Consider the following 22,261-nt stretch of genomic DNA (forward strand, 5'->3'; position numbering starts at 1 on the left):
CTTGGGGAGAAAGCCATGAGCAAAGCCGATATTCTGATGACCGCGCCCATGATGCCCATCGTCATCGAGGCGCTGGACAAGGCCTTCACCCTGCACCGCCTGTGGGAGCATGGCGACCCTGAGACCTATTTGCGCGACATCGGCCCACGAATTCGCGGCGTTGCCACCAGCACGCTCTACGCGCGCATGGACCGCACCTTGTTCGAAAGCCTGCCGAACCTCGAGATCGTTTCGAGCTTCGGCGTCGGCTACGACAATGTGGACGTGGCAGAGGCAGCGATCCGCAAGATCATCGTCACCAATACCCCGGATGTGCTCAACGACGAGGTCGCCGACCTTACCCTCGGACTCCTGCTCGCAACCTTACGCAAAATTCCCCAGGCAGACCGATACTTGCGCGAAGGCCAATGGCTGAAGGCGTCATTCCCGCTGTCGCCGACACTGCGCGGTCGCAAGGTCGGCATTATCGGCCTGGGGCGCATCGGCAAGGCCATCGCCAGGCGGCTCGAAGGCTTCGGCATAACCATCGCCTATCATGGCCGCAACCGGCAGGCCGATGTCGCTTACGCCTATCACCCGACGCTGCTGGGCATGGCGGAAGATTGCGACGTTCTCATCGCCATCACGCCGGGCGGTGCTGCTACGCAAAATCTCATCAATGCCGAAATCCTCAAGGCACTTGGCCCGAACGGCGTACTCATCAACGTGGCGCGCGGCAGCGTCGTGGATGAAGAGGCGCTGATCGACGCCCTGCAATCCGGAACGATTCTCGCCGCAGGCCTCGATGTCTATCCGGACGAGCCCCGCGTTCGCCAGGAGCTGATCGACATGGAGCACGTGGTGCTCCTGCCCCACATCGCCTCCGCCTCCGTTCACACCCGCAACGCCATGGGCCAGCTCGTCGCCGACAATCTGGTATCGTGGTTCGACGGAAAAGGTCCGCTCACGCCAGTGGCTGAAACGCCGTATCCGTAGGCCTAAAGCGCGAACCCGCCATCGACCAGATGAATATGGCCGGTCGTGTAGCTCGCTTCATCCGATGCAAGATAGACGGCAAGAGCCGCCACTTCCTCAGGCGTGCCGAGCCGTCCCATCGGCTGGCGATCGATGAAGGCTTGGCGCACAGCCTCGACGCTTTGTCCTGAACTTTTCGCCTGCGAATCGATGCGCTCGTCGAGCGAGGGCGATTGCACCGTGCCGGGGCAGATGGCGTTGGCGCGAATGCCGCGTCTGATGAAATCGGCGGCGACGGATTTCGTCAGGCCGATTACCGCTGCCTTCGTCGCGCCGTAGGCATAGCGGTTCGGAATGCCGCGAACAGACGAAGCGCCGGATGCGATATTGACGATGGAGCCGCTGCCCTTGTCGAGCATGCCGGGCAACACCGCCTTGATCATGCGGTGCATGGATTTCACGTTCAGGTCGAACGAGAAATCCCAATCCGCATCGGAGCAATCGAGAATGCTGCCGTGATGGACATAACCCGCCGCGTTGACGAGCACATCAAAGGGACCGGCGTCAGTGACCAGCGCCGCGATGTCGGTGCTTGAGAGAACGTCGAGCCTGCGGCACTGCGCTCCCTCAAGTCCTTGCAGCTTCGCAACGTCGAGATCGGTTGCCCAGACCGTCGCGCCTTCGCGCAGGAAAGCCTGTGCGATGGCGCGCCCGATCCCCTGCCCCGCAGCCGTCACGAGTGCCGTCTTGCCTTTGAGCCGATCCGTCATGGCAGCACCGAGCTAGTGGTTGTCGCGCGGCACGCCGAAGGTCTGGGCGACCTTCTGATACTTCACAGCGGGCTTGAGCGTCATGCCCTCAGAGAGCTGATCGACCATCGAACGCTGGATCTCCTGCCACGGGGTCTGGCTTGCCGGATAGGCAAAGCCGCCGCGCGCCTCCAGATCCGCGCGCCGCCGCTGCAACTCTTCCGCGGAGAGCAGAATATCGGCGCTGCGCTTGTTGAGATCGATGCGCACGCGGTCACCCGATTGCAGCAGCGCGAGCCCGCCGCCTATCGCAGCTTCCGGAGACGCGTTGAGGATCGACGGCGTGCCGGACGTACCGGACTGGCGCCCGTCACCGATACAGGGGAGCGACAGCACACCGCGCCGGATGAGCGCGCCGGGCGGCTGCATGTTCACCACCTCCGCCGCGCCCGGATAACCGATGGGACCAGCGCCGCGCATGATGAGGATCGTGTGCTCGTCGATATCGAGAGAAGGATCGTCGATGCGGTGGTGATAATCCTCAGGCCCATCGAACACGACGACGCGACCCTCGAACGCATTCGGATCGTCGGGATTGTTGAGATAGCGTTCCTGGAATTCCGGGCTGATCACGCTCGTCTTCATGATCGCGGAATCGAACAGCGTGCCCTTGAGATTCAGGAAGCCCGCCTTCTCCTTCAACGGATTGTCGTAGGAGCGGATCACATCGTGATCCCAGGTGAACTTGCCCGTGCAGTTCTCGCCGATGGTGGTGCCGGTGCACGTGAGGGCATTCTCGTGAATCTTGCCCGCGCCGATCAGCTCGGCCATCACCGCAGGCAGGCCGCCCGCGCGGTAGTATTCCTCGCCGAGATATTCGCCCGCCGGCTGCACATTGACCAAGAGCGGTATCTCGAAGCCGATCCGCTCCCAATCGTCGCAATCGAGCGGCACGCCGATATGCTTGGCGATAGCATTGATGTGAACCGGTGCATTGGTGGAGCCGCCGATGGCCGCGTTGGCGACGATCGCGTTCTCGAACGCCTCGCGGGTCATGATGTCGGAAGGCTTCAGATCCTCCCACACCATGTCGACGATGCGCAGGCCCGTTTCAAAAGCCATCTGTCCGCGCTCGCGGTAAGGCGCGGGGACGGCGGCCGAGCCCGGCAGCGACATGCCGAGCGCCTCGGCCAGCGCGTTCATGGTCGAGGCCGTGCCCATGGTGTTGCAATGGCCGACGGAGGGTGCGGACGATCCCACGATGTCGATGAATTGCTGATAATCGATATCGCCGGCGGCATGGCGCTCGCGTGCCTTCCACACGATGGTGCCGGAGCCCGTGCGCTCGCCATGGTGCCAGCCGTTGAGCATGGGGCCGACATTGAGCGAGATCGCCGGAATATTCACGGTAGCCGCTGCCATGATGCAGGCGGGCATGGTCTTGTCGCAACCGGTGAGCAGCACCACGCCGTCGAGCGGATAGCCGTAGAGAACCTCGACCAGGGAGAGATAGGCCAGGTTGCGGTCGAGGCAGGCAGTGGGACGTTTGCCGGTCTCCTGGATGGGATGGCACGGGAACTCGAAGGGCACCCCGCCTGCGGCCGTGATGCCGTCGCGAACGCGCTTGGCAAGCTCGATGTGATGCCGGTTGCAGGGGGACAGATCCGAGCCGGTCTGGGCGATGCCGATGATCGGCTTCTTGCCCTGCAGCTCCCTGCCCGTCAGGCCGAAATTCAGGTAGCGCTCCAGATAGAGCGCGGTCATGCCCGGATTATCCGGATTGTCGAACCAGAGCCGTGAGCGGAGCTGATCGGGTGTRCGGCGGTGAGGCTTTCCAGCCATTCTATGCTCCTCTTAAATTCTTAAAGGCCATCGGTCTTGATCTGGGGCGAAACAGGAACCGGAAAACCGGCGCGGCTGAAGAACCGTTCCTGTACCGCCACCCTTCGGCAGCACTCGAAAGCGAAATGCTGTCTCATGCAAGCCGACTTTCGAATAAATCATACAAATAGAATTGTAATGTTGTTTCGAAAAACGCTTCCGGCTATGGTGCCGTAACCTGAAACGCCCTGGCCGGTCATGCTCAAACAGACATTGCTCTTCGCTCTCGCTTCATTCATCCCTGCATCGGCCTTGGCCGAAACATGCCCCAATGCCAAAACGGCCAAGCAGGGCTTCGTTCTGGAGCGGCAAGGCACACGCGCCGAGGTGCGCCAGGCCTCCGACCATTTCGTCCATGTGACGAACCTCTATCCGGGCGGCAAGAAGCAGGACGTCGTCTATTACAAGGGACTGCTTCCCATCAGCCGCTTCGATGAGACAACGCAGAGCATCTCGATTCCGGTTTCAGAGCTGAGAACCATTTTTCCGCTCGCCCTCAAAGCTCGCAGGGCAGTGACCTACGCCCCCGCCACGCCCAGCAAAGTGGGTGCCCTGATCTCCCTGGAGCTGACGGTCATCGGACTGGAGGAGCTTGAGCTTGGGCCCTGCACTTACGAGGTCTACGCGGTCCACAACCGCTATATGAACGCGGAAGGCAGGACGACCTCGGAGCATACGGATCTCTATTCACCCGATCTCGGCTTCCTCATCGGCAAGCGCTATCACGAGAAAGGCGGCGCGCAGACTCTGGTGAAGTATCAGAGCATCAAGCCGCTCGGGCGGACTCCGTTCTGACGAATCAGCCCAAAGAATCCGCCGTCTCGTCGATCTGACGGCGGGTCGAGGGATCGAGGTCGAGCGCTTCGGCGAGCTGGTGGAGAAATTCCCGTTCCTGCATCGTGTCGGGGTCGATGGCGATGCGGGCTGCTGCATAGACCTGCGCCGCCAATTCGGGATCGTTGACGTTCGCCGCGAGTTCCTCGACATCCGCAGGCGAGGCCATTTCCGTGTCGAGCCAGCGGCTCGAATCCGGGTCGATCCCGGCCTCCATCAGCCCTTTGACGATTCGGGCCCGCTCAGCCTCATCGATATGCCCATCCGAGGAGGCTGCTGCGACCATTGTTTTGAGAAACAGCAGCGCATCGTCCTCGGTCTGTGAAACCGGGTGGAACCGCGACTGCTCGGGCGGGCTGATAGCTTCGCTCGTTGCCGAGCCGCCGGCCAATGCCGGAGTGGTGCCTTGCGTGCCGCCGATTTCTTTGCTGCCCTGGTGGCTTTGGTACGCCCGGTAGGCGAGCCCGCCGATCACCGCGAGGCCGCCCAGCTTCACGAGGCTGCCCGTGAGCTTGCCCTTCTTGCGCCCTTTGAACAGAAGTCCGGCCAAGCCGACAAGCGCGGCCTGCGTAAGGCCCGGATGCTGAGCCGCGAGATCCTTGGCTTTCTGCAGCAATTGCTCAGGCGACTGGCCGCTCAGTTGGCGAACATTCTGTTCCAGCTGCTCGCGCATGCCCGGCTGGCGGCTGGCTGTCTGGGTGCCGGCGGTTTCAGGCCGATCCTGATGCTGGTCCGAGCGGCTGACGGCGCCGACGAATGCATCCAACAATTTCCGGTAATCGACCATAAATTCCTCCTGTCACCTGCGGGCTGGCAAGTACACAACGGAGGCGCCGGGGAATGGTTCAGGTTTAGGCGCGCAGGCCCGCCGCCTGAGAAGCGAGCCGCCTGACGGCTCCCATGTCGCCGGACTTCAAGGCATCTGCGGGGGTTACCCAAGTGCCGCCGACGCAGGCCACATTCGGCAATGCGAGGTAGGAACCGGCATTAGCGGCGTCGATGCCGCCTGTCGGGCAGAAGGAGAGTTGCGGCAGAGGCCCGTGAACGCCCTTGAGCCAGGCTGTGCCGCCGGAGGCGGCCGCGGGGAAGAACTTCAGAAACTGGAAGCCCAGGCTTGCAAGGGCCATGGCTTCCGACACGGTCGCGCAGCCCGGCATTACCGGGATGGGAGAGGCGCTCAAAGCTTCGGCCAATTTCGGAGGCGTACCCGGCGTCACGATGAACTTGGCCCCCGCATCGGCCACTTCGCCGATCTGGCTGGCGTGAAGGATCGTACCGGCGGCCACGATGGCATCGGGCACGGCCTTGGCGATGGCGTTGATCGCATCGAGCGCGGCGGGCGTCCGCAAGGTAACCTCGATCACGAACRATCCGGATTCGACCAGGGCCTGCGCGAGATCGATGCTGACTCGGGCATCACTGATAGTGACGACCGGCACAACGGGCGAGCGGCTCACATAATTCCGAAGGGCGGATGTGTGGGCTGCCGTCATCGTGCTGTCTCCTCGCTGGTCATTCAAGCGACCCTATCTTAGGAGGAGCCCCGACGGATATCCATGGCTTTGTTCTTAACCCCTAGCCGGGATCGTTCGCCAGTTCCCATACGGCGTCGGCAAGAACGCGCGCGCCTGCCGTGAGATGCTCGGGCTCGGCCCACTCGGCGGGATTGTGGGAGATCCCCTCCCGGCACGGCACAAAGATCATGCCGGTGGGGCAGAAATAATGGAGCTGGCGGGCATCGTGGCCAGCTGCCGAATAGATATCCGTGCAGGGAATGCCGATCCGCTCCGCCGCCTGGGCAATGCTTGCCCGCACATGTTCGGAGAAGGCGAGCGACGGCGCATGGGCGATCTGCTTCAGCTCGACTTCGCACGGCCCCTTCTCGGCCTCGACGATGCGACGGATATCCTGATCGACGCGATCAACGACCGCGTTGTTCGGGTGACGCAGATCGATGGAAAAGAAAACCTCTGACGGAACGACGGAGGGTGCATTGGGCGTGACGTTGAAAAGACCCACCGTCAGCATCGTGTCTGAGGGCTCGAGCGCCGCATTGTCGATGGCGGCGATCATGCGCACGGCTGCCATCAAGGCATCCTTGCGCTCGGCGCGCAAAGCCGTGCCGGCATGAGCGGCCTCGCCGCGCACCCTGACACGATAACGGCGAGTGCCCTGGATGCCGGTGACGACGCCCACGGGAATGCCGAGCTTTTCCAGGATCGGCCCCTGCTCGATATGCGGCTCCAGGAAAGCGGCGACGGAAAATCCGAATGGACGATGCGGTACATCCACATCCGTCGCGAGCACGGCCTTTGCCGCCTCCTTCACCGTGATGCCATCGGCGTCCTGCACCTGATGCAGAACGTCGATGCTCTTGACGCCCGTGAAGGCTTCGGACCCGGTCATGCCCGGCGCGAAGCGCGATCCTTCCTCATTGGTCCAGGCCACGACCTCGATGGAGCGCAGCGGCTTTTCGCCTCGGCCGAGAATGGCCTGCACGGCTTCGAGCCCTGCCAGAACTCCGAACACGCCATCGAACTTTCCGCCCGTGGGCTGGGAATCGATATGCGAGCCCGCGAGCACCGGCGGCAGGCTCGGATCGCGTCCATCGAGACGCAGGAAGAGATTGGCGGCCGCATCGGTGAATGGATGCAGCCCCAACTCGCGACCCCACGCAACAAGCCGGGCGCGCGCCTGAGCCTCGATGGGCGACAGGGCGGGCCTGTCGACGCCGCCATCTTCCCGCGCGCCGAAGCGGGCGAGGTCCATGTGGCGATCCCATAGCCGGGATCCATCGACGAAATCGGAAGGGCGCTTGCTCGGCTGTTGCATGCAGGCTTACTCGGTTCGCATGATCTGGGCGGGATTGGCGCGCGGATCGCGCACGTCCCAACGACCGGCTTCGACCTGGGCGAGGAATTCGGCGACGATGCGGTTGAACATCTCCGGCTCTTCCAGATTTAGGGTGTGCCCGGCCTTGGGGAAGATCGACAGACCGCAGCGCGGAATCGTCTTCTTCAAATAGACGCCCGGCTGGATGCAGTGATCGTCCTCATCGCCCGCCATCACGAGAACCGGCACCGGCAGAGCCTTCAGCTCCGCTTCGAGATCGTAAAGCGAAGGCCTGCGCATCTGCACGCCGCGCATCGTATTGGCCGCGCCGAGGTTCGAATGCTTGCCGAGGCGATCCGCGAACAGTTGCCAGCCGCGCGGGTCCTTGTTCTGGAACTGCACGCGCGAAGCGCCTTCCGCGTATGTCGGCGCAAACTTCTCCGCGCCGAGTTCCTGAAAATTTTTCGCAACCGTTTCCGAGATGCCGCGGAAATATTCCTCGTGCTCTTTCTCCGCGCCATAGCCTGCGCCGGCGACGACGGCGGAGAGAATCCGGTCGGGATGGCGCAGAGCCGCATGCAGGCACGCGAAGCCGCCCATGGAGAGCCCCACGATGTGGGCCTTCTCGATTCCCGCCGCACTCATAACATCGACGATGTCGTCCGCAGCGCGCGCCTGCGAATACATCTCCACATCGTCAGGAATGTCGGACGGCGCATAGCCGCGCGCCGCATAGGTGATGACCTGATGGCGGCGCGAGAAGTAGTTGAGCTGTGGCTCCCAGCTCCAGTGGTTTCCGCCGAATTCGTGGACGAAAATGATTGGTGTGCCGGAACCGGCGCTCTCGTAGAAGAGCTGGACGCCGTCGCTGGTCTTGGCGAATGCCATGTCTATCCCCTCAGATGATCGAACGACGCGACGCGATGCCGCCATCGACCGTGAAGATCGTGCCTGAGGTGTAGCCCGAGCGGTAGGATGCCAGAAACACGATGAGATCGGTGATCTCATGCAGGTGCGCGGGCCGCTTCAGTGGATAGCGGTCGAGGAGCTCGGTATAACGGCTCTCATCGCCGTGCCAGTCCTTCGCGCGTTTCTTGAGCATGTTGTAGATGCGGTCCGTATCGACGGGGCCGGGATTCACGCCGACAACGCGGATGTTGTCGTCGAGGCTGTGGCCGCCCATGGCGCGGGTGAACGCCATGAGGCTCGCATTGCCGGTGGTGCCGGCAACATATTTTGGATCGAAGACCTCGCCGCCATTGCCGATATTGTTGATGATGATGCCGCCGCCGCGCTGCTTCATGCGCGCATAGACTTCACGGGTGAGGTTGATGTAACCGAACACCTTCAGCTCCCATCCCTCACGCCATTTCTGCTCATCCACGTCCCAGAGGCTGCCGCTGGGAATGACGCCCGCGTTGTTGACGAGAATATCGATATCGCCGGCGGCCTCGACCACCTGCGCGATGGCGCCCTTCTGCGTCATGTCGAGAGGCTGGATGGTCACGTTGACAGGATGCTTGGCGAGAATTTCGGCCTTGATGGTCTCCAGCCGATCCGCAGAGCGTGCGACGAGATGCACGTCGCAGCCCTCCTCCGCGAAAGCCCTGGCAAGGCCTTCACCGATGCCCTGCGATGCGCCGGTGATCAAAACCTTCTTGCCGTTCAATCCTAGATCCATCTTCGAGTCTCCTGATATGTCTTATTGCAATTGATCGTGTGTCCGGCGCAGCGCGTCAGAAAAGTTTGACGTCTTCGTTGCGCCCGCGAGCGCGCTCGACCATGCCGGGAAGCAGATCGACGAACTCCTCGATCCATGCGGACGGCACGCTGGTGCTGACCTTCACGAAGCGGTCGCCGAAGGTGGGCGTGTGGTAGGCCCCCTGACGGATCATGATGTTGCGCTGCTGGTATTCGGCGACGAGCGCTTCCGGCGCGATGCCTGCGCCTTGTGTTTCGAGTACGATGAAGTTGCCGTTAGAGGGATAGACCGGCATCCGCAATCCTGGGATCTTGTCGGAGGCTTCCTTGATCAGCCTCTGATTGTTGCGCTGGTTGGCGAGAACGGCTGGGAACCACTCAGGCTTGACGCGCAGGCCCGCTGCTGCGGCGCGTTGCGCGAAGATGCTGGAGCCTAAGTTGTTGGGCGGCGCGCTTGCGAGCTTCTCGACGACGTCGCTGCTGGAGACGATGGCGCCGACCCGCAGGCCCGCAAGGCCGAGCCATTTAGAGAAGCTGTAGACAGTCAGCGTCTTCTCGGGATAGCGCGTCGCGGCGAGCGTGTGGTCATAGGCGAAATGCCGGTAGGTGCAGTCGTGGATAAGATACGCACCCGCGCTGCGGACGATCTCGACGATGGCGTCAATCTCGGCAGCGGTGCAGGCGGTGCCCAGCGGATTGTTGGGATCGACGAGATAAACCACCTTCGTCTTCGGCGTAATCGCAGCGGCCAGACGCTCGGGTGCGAGACGATAACCGTATTCATCGCCATAGATCGGGATCTGCTTCACTGTCGCGCCGACCGAGCGCGCGAAAGCCATCGGCCAGTTCCATGTCGGGTCCGTCGTGATGAATTCGTCACCGGGGCCGAGCAGGGTATGGCAGGCATGATAGAGCGATGCCACCGCGCCGTCCGAGACGAGCGCCGATAGCCCCTCAAGTCCAAGATCGGCAAGGATGCCGGCGCGGAGTTCCTCGAGCCCGGCGGGCGGTGCATAGATGTGGAACTCCTCGTCGCGGATGCAGCGCTCCATGGCCTCGATGACGGCGGGATGCAGCTTGGAGTGATTTGTATTTTGCCCAAGCCACTTCAGATCCGGCGTGTTCACCAACCGATCGAAATGAGCGTTGCGGGCCTCAAAAACCTTCATGGAAGAGCGTCTCCAGTTGGCGCGTCGCGGCAGCGTGCTTTCCGGGCATGAGGCGCTACGTGCACATTATTTACGCACTTGCACACCAAATAACCGAGAAGCTGGGATAGTTCGTTCAATTAATCCCACATCTGGCATACCATCAAGAGGATTTTTGTATAATTTGTTCTTGCCCATCATCTGATTTCGATCAAAGATGACGTTAGGGGCGGTATGCCGGCGCCAGAGACCGGCTTCTCGTAACGCCTCACTGAGAGAGGAACAGGTCTATGCCGTATTCACGTCGTGATGTTCTCAAAGGGATCGGAGCCGCCGGATTGGCGGCAGGCAGCGTGCACCTCGCAACCCCGGCGATCTCGCAGGGGCTGACCAAGGTCACGTTCACCACCTCGTGGATTCCGGAAGGCCCCAATCTGTTCGCCTATGTCGCGCGGGATCGCGGCTTCTGGAAGAAGCACGGTCTGGATGTCAGCGTCGCCCGCGGCTCCGGTTCGGGCTCGGCCGCGCAGGCCGTCAGCGCCGGCACCTTCGATTTCGGCATGGCCGCAACGCCGACAGTCATCGTGCAGGCCGCGAAGAAGCTGCCCATCACCTGCATCGGCCAGGTGAACTATGACGCCCTCATGGGCATCGGCGTTCTCTCGAGTTCTCCGATCAAGACTCCGAAGGATCTCGAAGGCAAGAAGCTCGGCGCCAGCGTCAGCTCGGGCGAGTATCCGTTCCTTCCCTTGTATGCCAGCAAGGCCGGCTTCGATCTGTCGAAGGTGCAGCTCGTGCAGGTGGACAGCAAGGTTCGCGAGCGCTCGCTGGTCGAGAAGCAGGTCGATGCGGCGGCAGCCTTCGCCACGAGCACGATTCCCTCGCTTGCACCGCTCGGCACGGATGTGCGCTTCATGTTGTACCGGGATGCCGGGATCGAGTTCTACGGCCAGTCCCTGACCACGCAGCCGCAGAAGATCGAGAAGGATGCGAATCTATGCGCGGCCTTCGTGGAAGGCGCGATGGAAGCGATCAAGTTCACGATGACGAATTTCGACGAGGCGGTCGAGATTTTCCTGAAAGCCAACAGCGAAGTGGCGATCAGCTCCACCGGCAAGGAATATTCCCGCATCGGGCTCGGCCTCACGAACCTGACCAATCTCGTTCCCGAAGTGAAGGAGCATGGCTTCGGTTATGCCGATCCGCAAAAGGTCGGAACGATGACGGATCTCGTCATGCAATACGCGGCCGGCGATCAGACGACACGCCCGGATGTGGCGAGCCTCTTCACGAACAAGTTCGTCGGAAAGGTGAAGCTGTCGGCCGATGAGCTGGCGGCGGCAGAAAAGAATGCGGCGGCATTCCGCAAATATGTTGCTTGATCCAGCCCTGAGGGATGAGATGGCTTTGACGTTGATGAAATCTGAGAGGGCTGGCATGGACCAGCCCCTCGTATCCGTGCGTTCCGTTCAAAAGACCTACTTCGGCCGCCAGGGGCCCATCCACGCCGTGGCCTCGGCATCGCTCGATGTTCAGCGCGGTGAATTCGTTTCGCTCCTGGGGCCTAGCGGCTGCGGCAAGAGCACCTTACTGATGATGATTGCCGGGTTGGAAAATCCGACCTCGGGCGAGATCGAGCTCGCCGGCGCACCTGTCGCGACGCCCCGGCGCGATATCGGCATCATCTTTCAGGATGCCACGCTGCTGCCGTGGAAGACCTCGCTCGAGAACGTCCTGTTCCCCATCAAGATCCTGAAGCTTCCGATGGCTCAATATCGCGACAGGGCTCACGAACTGCTCAAGATGGTCGGGCTGTCGGGCTTCGAGCACAAGAAGCCCGGCGAGCTCTCCGGCGGCATGAGACAGCGCGTCGCCATCTGCCGCGCCCTCATCCACGATCCCGAGATTCTTCTGATGGACGAGCCGTTCAGCGCGCTCGACGCCATCACCCGCGATCAGATGAATGTCGCATTGTCCGAGATCCTGGAAAAATACAACAAGACCGTGATCTTCGTGACCCATTCCATCCGCGAGGCGGCTTTCCTGTCCGACCGCGTCGTCGTCATGGGCGGGCGTCCGTCCGGTATCATGCTCGACATGCCGATGCCGTTCCCGAGACCGCGGCGCTTCGACATCGAAGACAGTCCGGAATTTGCCCAGGTCTGCCGCAAGCTGCGTCTCACCATCGAGGAAGCGCATGGAGACAGCCACAGCAGGCACGCTGCAAGCGCATCGCCCCACGCCAGTGTCATCGAGTGAGAGCAAGCATCATGGCAACTACAACAATCGGAACCGAGACTGGCGTGCCGCTCGCATCGCCGAAATCGACGAGCGGTCGCGGCATGGGCGGCCTGAGCTCGATCATCCTGCCTCTCGGCCTCGCCTTCCTCGTTCTGGCCATCTGGCAGGTCGCCGTCGTCGTGGCCAACATTCCATCCGTCATTCTTCCCTCACCGATCTCGATCGGGCGCTACATCATCGCGCGGTATGACATCCTCCTCACGCATGCGATTCCGACGACCCTGGAATCGGCCGCCGGATTTGTTCTCGCGACAGTGCTCGGCGTAGCGCTCGCCATCCTGATCACCTATTCGCGAATGGCCCGCGAGGCGCTCTATCCCAATCTGGTGTTCTTCCAGCTGATCCCCAAGATCGCGCTCGCCCCGCTCTTCATCATCTGGCTCGGCGTGGGAGCGCAGTCCCGCGTGGCGTTCTCCATCTTCATCGCGTTCTTCCCTGTCGTGATCGCAACGACGGCCGGCTTCATGAGCGTGGACAGGAACATGCTGCGCCTGTGCCGATCCCTGACCGCGACGGAATGGCAAGTATTCACCAATATCCGGTTTCCGTCCGCCCTCCCCTACATCTTCAGCGGCATGAAGATTGCGATCACCCTTGCCATCATCGGCGTGATCATCGGCGAGTTCATCACGGCCCAGGCGGGCCTGGGATACCTGATCATCTTTGCAACCGCCCGCGCAGACACCGAGGTCTCGATGGCCGCAATGGTAGTCCTTTGCATCTGTGGATTGTTATTGTATGGCCTTGTCGCCTTGGGTGAGGCGATCGCGAACCGCTTCTATGCGGCAGACAATCGGTAACCGAAACTCAAGCGCGCCCTTCCAGGGGCGCGCCTCTGGCTGATGGGGCCGAATACCTTCGGTAGTATATTCGATGAAGAAGTCTCAACTCTCGGCGCCATCTCAAAAGAAAAGCGCCGACATCCTGGCCGGTGCAGGCTCCTCCCTTTCCAGCGAAGTCATTCGACGCTTCGAAGGGGAGATCATCCATGGCACTCGCAAGCCCGGCGACAGGCTGGATGAGCGCCAGCTCGCCGAGCATTACGGCGTCTCGCGAACCCCGGTCCGCGAGGCATTGCAGCGGCTTGCAGCCGTAGGCCTCGTTGAATCGAGGGGACGCCAGGGCCTCCAGGTTGTTCAGTTGACCGTGGCTGATCTTCTCGATGCGTTCAGCGTCGCAGCAGAGCTTGAGGCTCTCGCGGCAGCCCAAGCAGCCCGGCGCATCGCGCCCGATCAGCGCATTCGGCTTCAGGCCGCTCATGAGGCCTGCGACCATGCCGCGAATGCGGGGAACGCCGACGCCTTCTACGAAGCAAATCTTGAATTCCACGGAGCGATTGCGGCTGCGAGCCACAACCGCGTCCTGCAGGAAGAACTCCATCGGCTCATCCTCAAGACCTCACCTTACCGCAGGGCAACCACATTCCAGCCGGGCCGAATGGCCGGGTCCATTCCCGAACACGCGGCTGTCATGGATGCGATCTTTCGCGGCGACAGCGCAGCCGCCGGCCAGGCCATGCGTGGGCATGTGACGTTGCTTGGCGAAGGCTTGTCGGACCTGCTGCACTTCCTGAGAATGTCGGGCGACCAGCTGATGGAATCGGCCTGATCGGAGGAGCGAAGATGAAGCGAGAGCGGCTCCGCAGGTCGCAGCTTTTTTAAGTCTCGAACCACTTCCCTTCGAACATGGCATCACCGGCACTGCCTTCGATGAGGTTCGGCAGAAGAGCCTTCCAGGCCTCCAGAAGATCTCGGTAATAGCCGGGTTCAGGCCGAAGCACCGTTTGCACGCCCATTCCTCTGACCAGGCAGACGGTCAGATTGAGGATGATCCTCGCCTGGCGAGCGGGCCGCTTATCGGCATCGCAGAATTCCACCCAGATTGCGTCCAGCGCCTCATGAAACCGWTTGACGACTGGGATCATTCGCTCCCGCAATTCATCGTCGTTGCGGGCTTCCGTGATCATCTCAAGGGACAGGTAAAAGAAGCGGTCGGAGAAAAGCGACCAGAGGAAATCGACGAAGGCATCGAGCGTCACCTCTCCACTGCGCATTTCCTGCGCAACTTTGCGGATCTCCGTGGTGCCGTCATCCAGCAGTGTTTCCATGGCGGCGGAGATGATGTCGGCTCGCGTTGGAAAATGATGAAGCAGCGCCCCGCGTGAGACTTTGGCCCGCGTGGCGATCTCCTGCGTCGTCGCAGCGTGGTAGCCGACATCATGGATGACCTCGAGGGTCGCGCTTATGAGACGCTCACGGGTAACGAGACTTCTCGCCTGCTGCTGGCGGACCGATCGGAGCATTCCTGTATTCCTGTTACGCACCGAGCCCTCTGGTGCACTGCACAACAATTAATCAAGTCGCCTATAAAAAACAAGCTTGCTTGTTTTTTTCCGCCATTTACGTTGCGTCAGCCCACGCCAAGAGAGGCGGCAGCCAAGAGGAGCGAAACATGGCGGACGACTATAAGAATAGAAGCTACGGCGAGATTCCGGTGGGGTTTGGAAAAAAGCCCGGCATCGTCGTTGTCGACTTCCAAACTGCATTTACCGACCCGGAATATCCGCTGGGTGGCGCCCCCCTCGTCATGAGGGCGGTCGAGAACACGGCAAAGCTTCTGGAGGTTGCCCGGCGCTACAATGTTCCGGTCGCAAACTGCAACACTGCCTACATGAACGAACGTGAGATGCCCTATTGGAAGATCACGGCGGTGCGCGAGACGTTCCGTCACGATCACCCGAGCTCCGCATTCGACTCGCGCATCTACGATCCCGAATACGACCTCACGATCTGCAAGAAGGCGCCGTCCATCTTCTTCAACACAGGCGTCAGCGACTACTTCACCAAGGAGCGCGTCGACACCGTGATCGTCACGGGGTGCAACACCAGCGGCTGCATCCGTGCAACCTCGATCGACAGTTTCAGCTATCGCTATCGGACGATCGTGCCGGAAGATTGCGTCGGCGACATCGAGGAACAGCCGCACCGCGACAACCTTCGCGATCTGGGCCGGCGCTACGTCGATGTGTCGGATCTTCAGACCGTTCTTGCCTATCTTGAAGATTGRCACCGTCAGAATAGCCACTAACATATCGAAGCGAGCTCGCGCTGGTTTGCGTGGGTTCGCTTCGAAATATCAATGCACTCACGTCCGGACAACGTCGTGCCGTATGCTTGATCATCAGGAGCCCTATTCGAGCATTGTCGAGCGAAACGGGTCAGGCTTAAGGTCTAGCTTCGGTCACGCGAGTGAACAAAAATCAAGAACGAGTCGAACTGAACATCTGACACGAACCAGAGGGAAAACAGATGAAGAAGACACGCCGCGAATTTCTAGGGACCGTTGGTGCTGCAGGTGCTCTGCTCGCGGCGCCGACGATCCTGCGCGCGCAGGGGCAGAACGTATTTCGCATTGGAGCGATCGTCCCGCTGACAGGATCCGGATCGACCTTCGGACCGGGCATGCTGAAGTCGATGCAGGCAGCGATTGAAGTCGTCAACGCAGCGGGAGGCGCCGCAGGGCGAAAGCTTGAGCTCGTCTCCGAGGATGACCAGACGCAGCCGCAGGCCGGCGTATTGGCGGCCAAGAAGCTCATCGACGCCAACCGTGTTCAGGCGATCATCGGCACCTGGGCTTCCAGCGTATCCCTGGCCGTTGCGCCGCTGACGAATGACGCGAACATTCTTCTCATGCACACCTCTGGCGCGCCCGCCCTCTCGGTTCCGCCAGCCAACGCGAAGGGCCTCGCCTATCGCTTCGAGGCGACGAACGATCGTTATGGCCGCGCCTTTGCCGAAGTCTGCGCCCGTGAAGGCTTCAAGCGCCCTGCCACCATGGCGTTCAACAACGCATCGGGGATCGGAAACGTCGAGGGCTTCCGCAAGGCGTGGGAAGCCAAGGGCAACAAGATACTTGCCAGCGTCGTCTATGAGCCCAATCAGCCCAGCTACCGCTCCGAACTGCAAAAGGTGCTTGCCGCGGATCCGGACGTGATCGTCATGGGCTCGTACCTGGCAGATACGACGATCATTCTGCGTGAATGGTATCAGAGCGGCCAGCCCGTGAAGTTCATCATGCCCGGCTTCGCGGCCAATCCTGATCTCGCCAAGGCGCTCGGCCCGGATGTGGTCGAAGGCATCTTCGGAGTTATCAGCATTCCCAATGAAACCGGCACCGCCTATGCAACATTTGATGAGGCCTACAAGAAGGCAACCGGGCAGCCTGGATCGACAAATTCCTATGCTGCGATGACATGGGACATGATTCACACGCTCGCTCTGGCAATTGAAGCTGCTCAATCGACGGATACGGCGGCCATCAATGCCAAGATCCGGGAGGTCGCGAATCCGGAAGGGCAGAAGGTCTTCACCTACGCCGAGGCAAAGGCTGCGCTCAAGAACGGGCAGATCGATTTCGACGGTGCCTCATCCATCCTCGATTTCGACCAGTATGGAGATGCCTCTCCCGACTTCGGTGCGAATGTCTTCACGAACGGCCAGCTTTCGCGCAAATACGTCGTACGAGTGTAAGCCATTGGCGGGGCCGCGCTCACCGCGGCCCCTTCTCTCACCGGGATAGTGTTTGGTGCTCTATACACAATTGATTCTGAATGGAGTCGTCCAAGGCCTCGTCATTGGCTTGGGCGCCCTCGCGATTACGCTCGTCTTCGGCGTGGCCCGCTTTCCGAATGCGGCAACCGGAGATTATATGACTCTCGGCGCTTATGGCGCATTGGGCGGGTACTCCATCAGCGGATCGCTGATCGTCGGAGGTCTCGCGGCTGTCGTTGTCACGGCCGCTTGGGCAGTCGCCGTTCATCTCCTGATTTTCCGCCGACTGACCGGACGCCCGGTCGTGGCCCTGATGATCGTGTCCATCGGTGTCGGCTTCCTTCTGCGCGCCCTGCTCGGCTTGAGCTTCGGCCACAGCCAGCACGTTATTCAGCTTCCCCTGTCACGTCCTTACATCATCGGAGGTTTGCGGATCAGCCCGCTGGATCTTCAGCTCGCCGTCATCGCGGGCGCAATGCTGGCGATCATCTTCGGCACGCTCCACTTCACGTCGATTGGCAGAAAGATGCGCGCCGTCGCCGACAATCGCGATCTGGCACGTGTTTCCGGCATTCGTCCTGAACCTGTGATGATCGCGTTGTGGGTCCTCGCCGGTGCGACAGCTGCGATTGYGGGAATGGTGCTCGGCATCAAGACCGTCGTCACGCCCGAGATCGGATGGGATATGCTGCTTCCTGTCTTTGCCGCGGCGATTTTCGGGGGCATCGGCTCACCTCTCGGCGCAGTCCTGGCCGGTCTGCTGATCGGTGTTGCGCAGGAGCTTTCAACTCCCTTTGTCGGGTTCACCTACAAGATTGCATTGTCATTCGTCGTGATGCTGGTTGTGCTGCTGGTGCGCCCGCAGGGCCTGTTCGGCAAGATCGAGGGGGCGCGCTGAGATGGAAGCCTATTTCATCGCCATTGCAACGATCGGCCTCATCTACGCTCTGTTGAGCCTCGGGTTGACGCTGCAATACGGACTAACGGGACTGATCAATTTCGGCCATGTCGGGTTCTTCGCCATCGGCGCCTATGTCAGCGCGCTGCTCACCCTCGCCGGCGCTCCCATCGCCATAGGCTTTGCCGGCGCGATGGTGATAGCCGGGCTCGCAGCTTTGCCCATCGGCCTGGTATCCTTACGCCTACGGGATGACTATTTCGCCATCGTCACGCTCGGCTTTTCCGAAGTCGTGCGGATTGTCATCATCAGCGAGCAATGGCTCACGCACGGCGTTCAAGGAATTCCCGGCATTCCACGCCTGTATTCCGGCATGAGCCTTGGCATCGGTACGCAGCTCGCGGTCATGGCCACGGTTCTGGCTGCAACAATCTTTGCCGCGCGGATCATTCATCGCATCGCGCGTTCTCCGTTCGGGCGCACCATCGAAGCCATTCGGGACAATGAAGAAGCGGTCAAGGCTCTCGGCAAGGACCCGGCCCGTTACAAGGTTCAGGTCCTCGTGGTGGGAGCAGCCTTCGCCGGTCTCGCGGGCGCATTCTACGCCCATTATGTGACCTACATCGCACCGGACCAGTTCATTCCATTGGTCACGTTCTATGTGTGGATGGCGATCATCATGGGCGGTGTCGGCCGCGTATCAGGCGCAATCGTCGGCGCATTGATCCTGATGACATTTCTGGAAGGATCGCGCTTCCTGCCGGACTTGATCCCCGGCATTGCGCAATCGGAAATGGGATCCGTCCGCATCGGTGTCGTCGGCCTCGCCCTCATTCTCTTCACTCTGTTCAGGCCGCAGGGGATCATGGGAGATTTTACGAAGCGATGAGTCTCGAAATTGATCACATTGGCCGAAGCTTCGGCGGCTTCAAGGCCCTGAGCGGCGTATCCCTGACGGTTGAGACGGATGGTCTGGTCGGCATCATCGGCCCGAACGGCGCTGGAAAATCGACCCTCTTTTCCATCATATCCGGCTTCATCGCTCCCGATGAAGGCAAGGTTCGCTTCGAGGGGCGCGATATCACCAGCATGCGCCCCGAAACCCGCGCGAATGCGGGGATGGTACGCACGTTCCAAGTGCCGCGAGAATTCTCACATCTGTCCGTGCGCGAGAACCTCATGGCCGCAGCGCCCAACCAGACCGGCGAGGGATTGTTCGGACTGTTCTTTCGTCCAAAGAAGGTGCGTGCCGAGGAAGCGGAACTCGCGGAGAAGGTGCGTGAAATTCTCACCTTCCTGAAGTTGGACCATGTTGCCGATCATCCCTCCGGCAAGCTGTCCGGCGGCCAGAAGAAGCTTCTGGAGCTCGGGCGAACGCTGATGCTTCAACCGAAGATGATCCTCCTCGACGAGCCTTTCGCAGGCGTCAACCCGGTTCTGATCGAGACGATCATGGATCGGATCCGCGAGCTGCACGAGCGCGGGATCGGTTTCATCGTCATCGAGCATGATCTGCATGCTTTGACACGCTTGGTGAAGCGCATGGCCGTGATGGTGCAGGGCACCGTCATTGCGGACGGTCACCCCGATGCCGTGCTCGACTTGCCCCGGGTTCGCGAAGCCTATCTTGGAGGTGCCGTATGAGCTTGCTTCAGATCAACGATGTGAAGGGCGGCTACACGGAGAATAACATCCTGAACGGCGTATCGATCGCGTTGAACAAGGGCGAGATCGTCACGATTGCAGGCACCAACGGCGCGGGCAAGTCGACCCTCGCCAAGGCGATCGTCGGCCTTCTGCCGCGTGTCGAAGGAAGCATCGTTCTTTCGGGACGAGACATCACGCGGCTCGCGGCTGAGGAACGTGTCGTCCTCGGGCTGGGCTATGTCCCGCAAGTCGCCAATGTGTTCTCGTCTCTGACGGTTCTCGAAAACCTGCAGGTCGTCGAAGGCGTCAAGAACCGCTCGGCGCGAATCAAGGAACTCTTCGATCTTTTCCCCCTCCTTCGCGAGCGGAGCAAGGAGCGCAGCGGGCAATTGTCGGGAGGTGAGCGCCAGCAGCTCGCCTTTGCCCGCGCATTGATGCCGGCCCCACAGGTCATGGTGCTGGATGAACCGACAGCAGCTTTGTCTCCGGCGAAAGTTGCCGACGCCTTTAAACTGATCGCGCGCCTGCCCTCTCTTGGGGTCAGCGTCCTGATTGTCGAGCAGCGCGCTCGTCAGTCGCTCGAGATATCCGACAGGGGCTGCATTCTCGATGGCGGCCAAGTCGCTCTTGAGGGAGACGCGCGGCGTCTTCTCGACGATCCTAAGGCGGCAGAGCTCTATCTTGGACGGGGACGCGAGGTCTCGGTCAAGAGCGAGTAGGTTCTACGCTTAGCTAATCCTCGCCAGGGCCGCGCTCCGGCTTTTAAACCGAAGCGCGGCCCTGACGAATTTCTATCAGGCTTCGGCTCGCCTCAGAGCGTTGGCGAACATCGTGAGCGCTTCGTCCATCTGCTCGTCCTTCGTGACGAGCGGCGCAAGGAAACGAATGACGTTGCGCTGGACGCCGCACTTGATGACAAGCAGGCCTTCGTCACGGGACAGATCGATGATCTTTTGCGCAAGATCGGCATCGGGCGTCCGGCTCTCGCGATCCTTCACGATTTCGATCGCGAGCATGCTGCCGCGCCCGCGCACCTCGCCGATGGATGGGTGCTTCTGCTGAAGACGTTCGAGACCATCTCTCAGCTTCGCACCGAGCGAGACGCTGCGCTCAAGCAGCCTCTCATCCTCGAAAGCTTGAACCACGGCGAGAGCGGCCGCACAGGCAATGGCATTGCCTCCATACGTGCCCCCGAGACCGCCAGGCGTGGGAGCATCCATGATCTCCGCACGACCGACAACGCCGGAGAGAGGAAGGCCGCCGGCGAGACTCTTCGCGACGGTCACGAGATCGGGCTTGATGCCGGACTGCTCAAAGCCGAACATGTTTCCCGTTCGGCCGAAGCCGGTTTGAATCTCATCCGCGATCAGCAGGATTCCATGCTTCGTCGTGAGTTCCCGAAGCGCGACGAGGAAGTCGTCAGGTGCCGGCACGAAGCCGCCATCGCCCTGCACAGGCTCGATGATGATGGCTGCAACCCGGTCGGCCTGAACCTGGGTGGCGAACAACTCCTCAAGCGACGCCAGGGCCTTCTCGGTGGTGACGCCGTGGTAGGGATTGGGATAAAGCGCGTGGTAGATCTCGGACGGAAACGGGCCGAAATTCTGCCTGTAGGGCTGGCTCATGCCGGTCAGCGTCACGCCAAGCAGGGTGCGGCCATGGAACCCGCCGCGGAAGGCGACGATGCCTGGACGGTTGGTGTAGCTGCGGGCAATCTTGACGGCATTCTCGACCGCCTCCGCGCCTGTCGTCAGGAAGACGGTCTTATAATCGTCTCCCTTGCCGACGAGTTGATTCAAGCGTGCGGCCAACTCGATATAGGGAGTATAGGCGGAGACCTGAAAAGCCATGTGGCTGATCTTGCTCACCTGCGCGCGGACGGCTTCCACGACACGTGGATGGGAGTGGCCGACATTGAGAACGCCGATCCCTCCAACGAAGTCGAGATAGCGCCTGCCCTCGATGTCCCAGATTTGAGCCCCTTCTGCCCGGTCGATCACGAGAGGATGCGCGGTGAGCACTCCGCGAGGAATATGCTTGGACCGCTCGGCGAGAACGTCGCGGGTAAGAGTCATCATCATATCTCCGTCGGTACTTTATGGACCTGATACGTCGATCTCATCACAGCGGCACAGCAAGAAATGCCGATTGCCTGCATTGATCAGCATTTCGCGCTTTTCCGGTCGGGCTAACAGCACCGAATTCCTGCATTTCAAGAGACAGTCTTCGTCTGAAATACTTGCTCTAAAATACCTGGAGATTTGCATGAGCCTGCAAGAACAATTGCGCGATCCATCCCTTCTCGTGAACCGCGCCTATGTGGGCGGGGAGTGGATCACCGCCCACAATGGTGAAGTTTTGTCTGTCACTGATCCCGCGACAGGCGTGGAGATCGTCACCGTTCCCGCATTAGGTGCGGAGGAAACCCGTCAGGCGATCGAGGCTGCGCAGACCGCATGGCCGGCATGGAGGGCGCTGCCATCCGCGGAGCGTGCCCGCCTTCTCGAAAACTGGCATCGCCTCATGCTGGAGAACCAGGACGATCTTGCCAGGATCATGACCGCCGAACAGGGCAAGCCCCTGGCGGAGGCACGCGGAGAAATCGCTTACGGCGCAGGCTTCGTGAAATGGTTCGCCGAAGAAGCTCGGCGGACTTATGGAGACACCATTCCTGCGCCGACGACGGATCGCAGAATCATTACATTCAAGGAGCCGGTCGGCGTTGCGGCAGCCATCACGCCCTGGAACTTTCCCAATGCCATGATC

At 61.0% G+C, this 22,261-nt stretch carries 23 protein-coding genes; 13 read left to right on the forward strand and 10 right to left on the reverse strand.

Annotated features, from left to right (window positions below; translation table 11 throughout):
• Window positions 1-15 precede the first annotated feature (15 nt).
• Complete coding sequence (locus tag ACXJKO_RS06745) at window positions 16-975, forward strand: 2-hydroxyacid dehydrogenase (protein ID WP_457090322.1); 960 nt, start codon at window positions 16-18, stop codon at window positions 973-975.
• Between the two features lie 2 nt (window positions 976-977).
• On the opposite strand, the gene ACXJKO_RS06750 is transcribed toward ACXJKO_RS06745, so the two are convergent.
• Together ACXJKO_RS06750 and ACXJKO_RS06755 are read right to left on the reverse strand one after the other, a co-directional pair.
• Window positions 978-1,724 (reverse strand): SDR family oxidoreductase, encoded by a 747-nt coding sequence (locus ACXJKO_RS06750; protein WP_457090323.1) that lies wholly within the window; start codon window positions 1,722-1,724, stop codon window positions 978-980.
• A gap of 12 nt (window positions 1,725-1,736) precedes the next feature.
• Complete coding sequence (locus ACXJKO_RS06755; protein WP_457090324.1) at window positions 1,737-3,545, reverse strand: IlvD/Edd family dehydratase; 1,809 nt, start codon at window positions 3,543-3,545, stop codon at window positions 1,737-1,739.
• A gap of 237 nt (window positions 3,546-3,782) precedes the next feature.
• On the opposite strand from ACXJKO_RS06755, the gene ACXJKO_RS06760 reads away from it, so the two are divergent.
• Window positions 3,783-4,379 (forward strand): hypothetical protein, encoded by a 597-nt coding sequence (locus ACXJKO_RS06760; RefSeq protein WP_457090325.1) that lies wholly within the window; start codon window positions 3,783-3,785, stop codon window positions 4,377-4,379.
• 4 nt (window positions 4,380-4,383) lie between these two features.
• Here the strand turns inward: ACXJKO_RS06760 and ACXJKO_RS06765 are convergent, their stop codons facing one another.
• The 6 genes from ACXJKO_RS06765 to ACXJKO_RS06790 all read right to left on the reverse strand — a co-directional run bounded on the left by ACXJKO_RS06765 (window position 4,384) and on the right by ACXJKO_RS06790 (window position 10,120).
• The gene (locus tag ACXJKO_RS06765; RefSeq protein ID WP_457090326.1) at window positions 4,384-5,205 is read right to left on the reverse strand and encodes a tellurite resistance TerB family protein; all 822 of its coding nucleotides are present in this window, start codon (window positions 5,203-5,205) and stop codon (window positions 4,384-4,386) included.
• Window positions 5,206-5,269: 64 nt separating this feature from the next.
• Window positions 5,270-5,911 (reverse strand): bifunctional 4-hydroxy-2-oxoglutarate aldolase/2-dehydro-3-deoxy-phosphogluconate aldolase, encoded by a 642-nt coding sequence (eda, locus tag ACXJKO_RS06770; RefSeq protein ID WP_457090327.1) that lies wholly within the window; start codon window positions 5,909-5,911, stop codon window positions 5,270-5,272.
• Window positions 5,912-5,993: 82 nt separating this feature from the next.
• Window positions 5,994-7,250, reverse strand: coding sequence for a M20 family metallo-hydrolase (locus tag ACXJKO_RS06775; RefSeq protein ID WP_457090328.1), 1,257 nt, complete (start codon window positions 7,248-7,250; stop codon window positions 5,994-5,996).
• 6 nt (window positions 7,251-7,256) lie between these two features.
• Entirely contained in the window at window positions 7,257-8,138 is an 882-nt protein-coding gene (locus ACXJKO_RS06780) for an alpha/beta fold hydrolase (RefSeq protein ID WP_457090329.1), read from the reverse strand.
• Window positions 8,139-8,148: 10 nt separating this feature from the next.
• Entirely contained in the window at window positions 8,149-8,931 is a 783-nt protein-coding gene (locus tag ACXJKO_RS06785; RefSeq protein WP_457090330.1) for an SDR family oxidoreductase, read from the reverse strand.
• A gap of 55 nt (window positions 8,932-8,986) precedes the next feature.
• On the reverse strand, window positions 8,987-10,120 hold the full coding sequence (locus ACXJKO_RS06790) for a pyridoxal phosphate-dependent aminotransferase (protein ID WP_457090331.1): 1,134 nt from the start codon (window positions 10,118-10,120) through the stop codon (window positions 8,987-8,989).
• A 269-nt stretch (window positions 10,121-10,389) separates the two neighbouring features.
• Here ACXJKO_RS06790 and ACXJKO_RS06795 point away from each other — a divergent pair, with 269 nt between their 5' ends.
• The 4 genes from ACXJKO_RS06795 (at window position 10,390) to ACXJKO_RS06810 (ending at window position 14,008) form a co-directional block, all read left to right on the forward strand.
• Window positions 10,390-11,481: an ABC transporter substrate-binding protein gene (locus ACXJKO_RS06795; RefSeq protein WP_457090332.1), complete on the forward strand. Its 1,092-nt coding sequence runs from the start codon at window positions 10,390-10,392 to the stop codon at window positions 11,479-11,481.
• A gap of 55 nt (window positions 11,482-11,536) precedes the next feature.
• Window positions 11,537-12,358 carry an ABC transporter ATP-binding protein gene (locus tag ACXJKO_RS06800; RefSeq protein WP_457090333.1) on the forward strand — a complete coding sequence of 274 codons (822 nt, stop codon included), beginning with the start codon at window positions 11,537-11,539 and terminating at the stop codon, window positions 12,356-12,358.
• A gap of 11 nt (window positions 12,359-12,369) precedes the next feature.
• Window positions 12,370-13,200 carry an ABC transporter permease gene (locus ACXJKO_RS06805; RefSeq protein ID WP_457090334.1) on the forward strand — a complete coding sequence of 277 codons (831 nt, stop codon included), beginning with the start codon at window positions 12,370-12,372 and terminating at the stop codon, window positions 13,198-13,200.
• A 73-nt stretch (window positions 13,201-13,273) separates the two neighbouring features.
• Window positions 13,274-14,008, forward strand: a complete 735-nt coding sequence (locus tag ACXJKO_RS06810; RefSeq protein WP_457090335.1) for a GntR family transcriptional regulator — start codon at window positions 13,274-13,276, stop codon at window positions 14,006-14,008.
• A gap of 49 nt (window positions 14,009-14,057) precedes the next feature.
• Here the strand turns inward: ACXJKO_RS06810 and ACXJKO_RS06815 are convergent, their stop codons facing one another.
• Window positions 14,058-14,702, reverse strand: coding sequence for a TetR/AcrR family transcriptional regulator (locus ACXJKO_RS06815; RefSeq protein ID WP_457090336.1), 645 nt, complete (start codon window positions 14,700-14,702; stop codon window positions 14,058-14,060).
• A 149-nt stretch (window positions 14,703-14,851) separates the two neighbouring features.
• Between ACXJKO_RS06815 and ACXJKO_RS06820 the strand changes: the two genes are divergently transcribed.
• The 6 genes from ACXJKO_RS06820 to ACXJKO_RS06845 all read left to right on the forward strand — a co-directional run bounded on the left by ACXJKO_RS06820 (window position 14,852) and on the right by ACXJKO_RS06845 (window position 20,214).
• Window positions 14,852-15,487, forward strand: coding sequence for an isochorismatase family protein (locus ACXJKO_RS06820; RefSeq protein ID WP_457090337.1), 636 nt, complete (start codon window positions 14,852-14,854; stop codon window positions 15,485-15,487).
• Between the two features lie 221 nt (window positions 15,488-15,708).
• Complete coding sequence (locus tag ACXJKO_RS06825) at window positions 15,709-16,929, forward strand: ABC transporter substrate-binding protein (protein ID WP_457090338.1); 1,221 nt, start codon at window positions 15,709-15,711, stop codon at window positions 16,927-16,929.
• Between the two features lie 55 nt (window positions 16,930-16,984).
• Complete coding sequence (locus ACXJKO_RS06830; RefSeq protein ID WP_457090339.1) at window positions 16,985-17,848, forward strand: branched-chain amino acid ABC transporter permease; 864 nt, start codon at window positions 16,985-16,987, stop codon at window positions 17,846-17,848.
• Between the two features lies 1 nt (window position 17,849).
• Window positions 17,850-18,737: a branched-chain amino acid ABC transporter permease gene (locus ACXJKO_RS06835; protein ID WP_457090340.1), complete on the forward strand. Its 888-nt coding sequence runs from the start codon at window positions 17,850-17,852 to the stop codon at window positions 18,735-18,737.
• Window positions 18,734-19,492 (forward strand): ABC transporter ATP-binding protein, encoded by a 759-nt coding sequence (locus tag ACXJKO_RS06840; protein ID WP_457090341.1) that lies wholly within the window; start codon window positions 18,734-18,736, stop codon window positions 19,490-19,492. Before ACXJKO_RS06835 ends, ACXJKO_RS06840 begins: the two co-directional genes overlap by 4 nt.
• A complete protein-coding gene (locus tag ACXJKO_RS06845; protein WP_457090342.1) occupies window positions 19,489-20,214 on the forward strand; it encodes an ABC transporter ATP-binding protein in 726 nt (241 codons plus the stop codon). The genes ACXJKO_RS06840 and ACXJKO_RS06845 overlap by 4 nt, the downstream gene beginning before the upstream one ends.
• Before the next feature lie 75 nt (window positions 20,215-20,289).
• On the opposite strand, the gene gabT is transcribed toward ACXJKO_RS06845, so the two are convergent.
• Window positions 20,290-21,573: a 4-aminobutyrate--2-oxoglutarate transaminase gene (gabT, locus tag ACXJKO_RS06850; RefSeq protein ID WP_457090343.1), complete on the reverse strand. Its 1,284-nt coding sequence runs from the start codon at window positions 21,571-21,573 to the stop codon at window positions 20,290-20,292.
• Between the two features lie 187 nt (window positions 21,574-21,760).
• On the opposite strand from gabT, the gene ACXJKO_RS06855 reads away from it, so the two are divergent.
• Window positions 21,761-22,261 (forward strand): aldehyde dehydrogenase family protein (locus ACXJKO_RS06855; RefSeq protein WP_457090344.1); only part of this gene is annotated, 501 nt, incomplete at its 3' end.

This window comes from Microvirga sp. P5_D2 (assembly GCF_054049475.1).

Bases quoted from the DNA above. Each gene is read 5' to 3' on its own strand.
- ACXJKO_RS06745 (WP_457090322.1), top strand. From the start codon at position 16: ATGAGCAAAGCCGATATTCTGATGACCGCGCCCATGATGCCCATCGTC.
- ACXJKO_RS06800 (WP_457090333.1), top strand. From the start codon at position 11,537: ATGGACCAGCCCCTCGTATCCGTGCGTTCCGTTCAAAAGACCTACTTC.
- ACXJKO_RS06790 (WP_457090331.1), bottom strand. From the start codon at position 10,120: ATGAAGGTTTTTGAGGCCCGCAACGCTCATTTCGATCGGTTGGTGAAC.
- ACXJKO_RS06845 (WP_457090342.1), top strand. From the start codon at position 19,489: ATGAGCTTGCTTCAGATCAACGATGTGAAGGGCGGCTACACGGAGAAT.
- ACXJKO_RS06835 (WP_457090340.1), top strand. From the start codon at position 17,850: ATGGAAGCCTATTTCATCGCCATTGCAACGATCGGCCTCATCTACGCT.
- ACXJKO_RS06810 (WP_457090335.1), top strand. From the start codon at position 13,274: ATGAAGAAGTCTCAACTCTCGGCGCCATCTCAAAAGAAAAGCGCCGAC.
- ACXJKO_RS06785 (WP_457090330.1), bottom strand. From the start codon at position 8,931: ATGGATCTAGGATTGAACGGCAAGAAGGTTTTGATCACCGGCGCATCG.
- ACXJKO_RS06750 (WP_457090323.1), bottom strand. From the start codon at position 1,724: ATGACGGATCGGCTCAAAGGCAAGACGGCACTCGTGACGGCTGCGGGG.
- ACXJKO_RS06795 (WP_457090332.1), top strand. From the start codon at position 10,390: ATGCCGTATTCACGTCGTGATGTTCTCAAAGGGATCGGAGCCGCCGGA.
- ACXJKO_RS06840 (WP_457090341.1), top strand. From the start codon at position 18,734: ATGAGTCTCGAAATTGATCACATTGGCCGAAGCTTCGGCGGCTTCAAG.
- ACXJKO_RS06760 (WP_457090325.1), top strand. From the start codon at position 3,783: ATGCTCAAACAGACATTGCTCTTCGCTCTCGCTTCATTCATCCCTGCA.
- ACXJKO_RS06765 (WP_457090326.1), bottom strand. From the start codon at position 5,205: ATGGTCGATTACCGGAAATTGTTGGATGCATTCGTCGGCGCCGTCAGC.
- ACXJKO_RS06775 (WP_457090328.1), bottom strand. From the start codon at position 7,250: ATGCAACAGCCGAGCAAGCGCCCTTCCGATTTCGTCGATGGATCCCGG.
- ACXJKO_RS06780 (WP_457090329.1), bottom strand. From the start codon at position 8,138: ATGGCATTCGCCAAGACCAGCGACGGCGTCCAGCTCTTCTACGAGAGC.
- ACXJKO_RS06825 (WP_457090338.1), top strand. From the start codon at position 15,709: ATGAAGAAGACACGCCGCGAATTTCTAGGGACCGTTGGTGCTGCAGGT.
- gabT (WP_457090343.1), bottom strand. From the start codon at position 21,573: ATGATGACTCTTACCCGCGACGTTCTCGCCGAGCGGTCCAAGCATATT.
- ACXJKO_RS06805 (WP_457090334.1), top strand. From the start codon at position 12,370: ATGGCAACTACAACAATCGGAACCGAGACTGGCGTGCCGCTCGCATCG.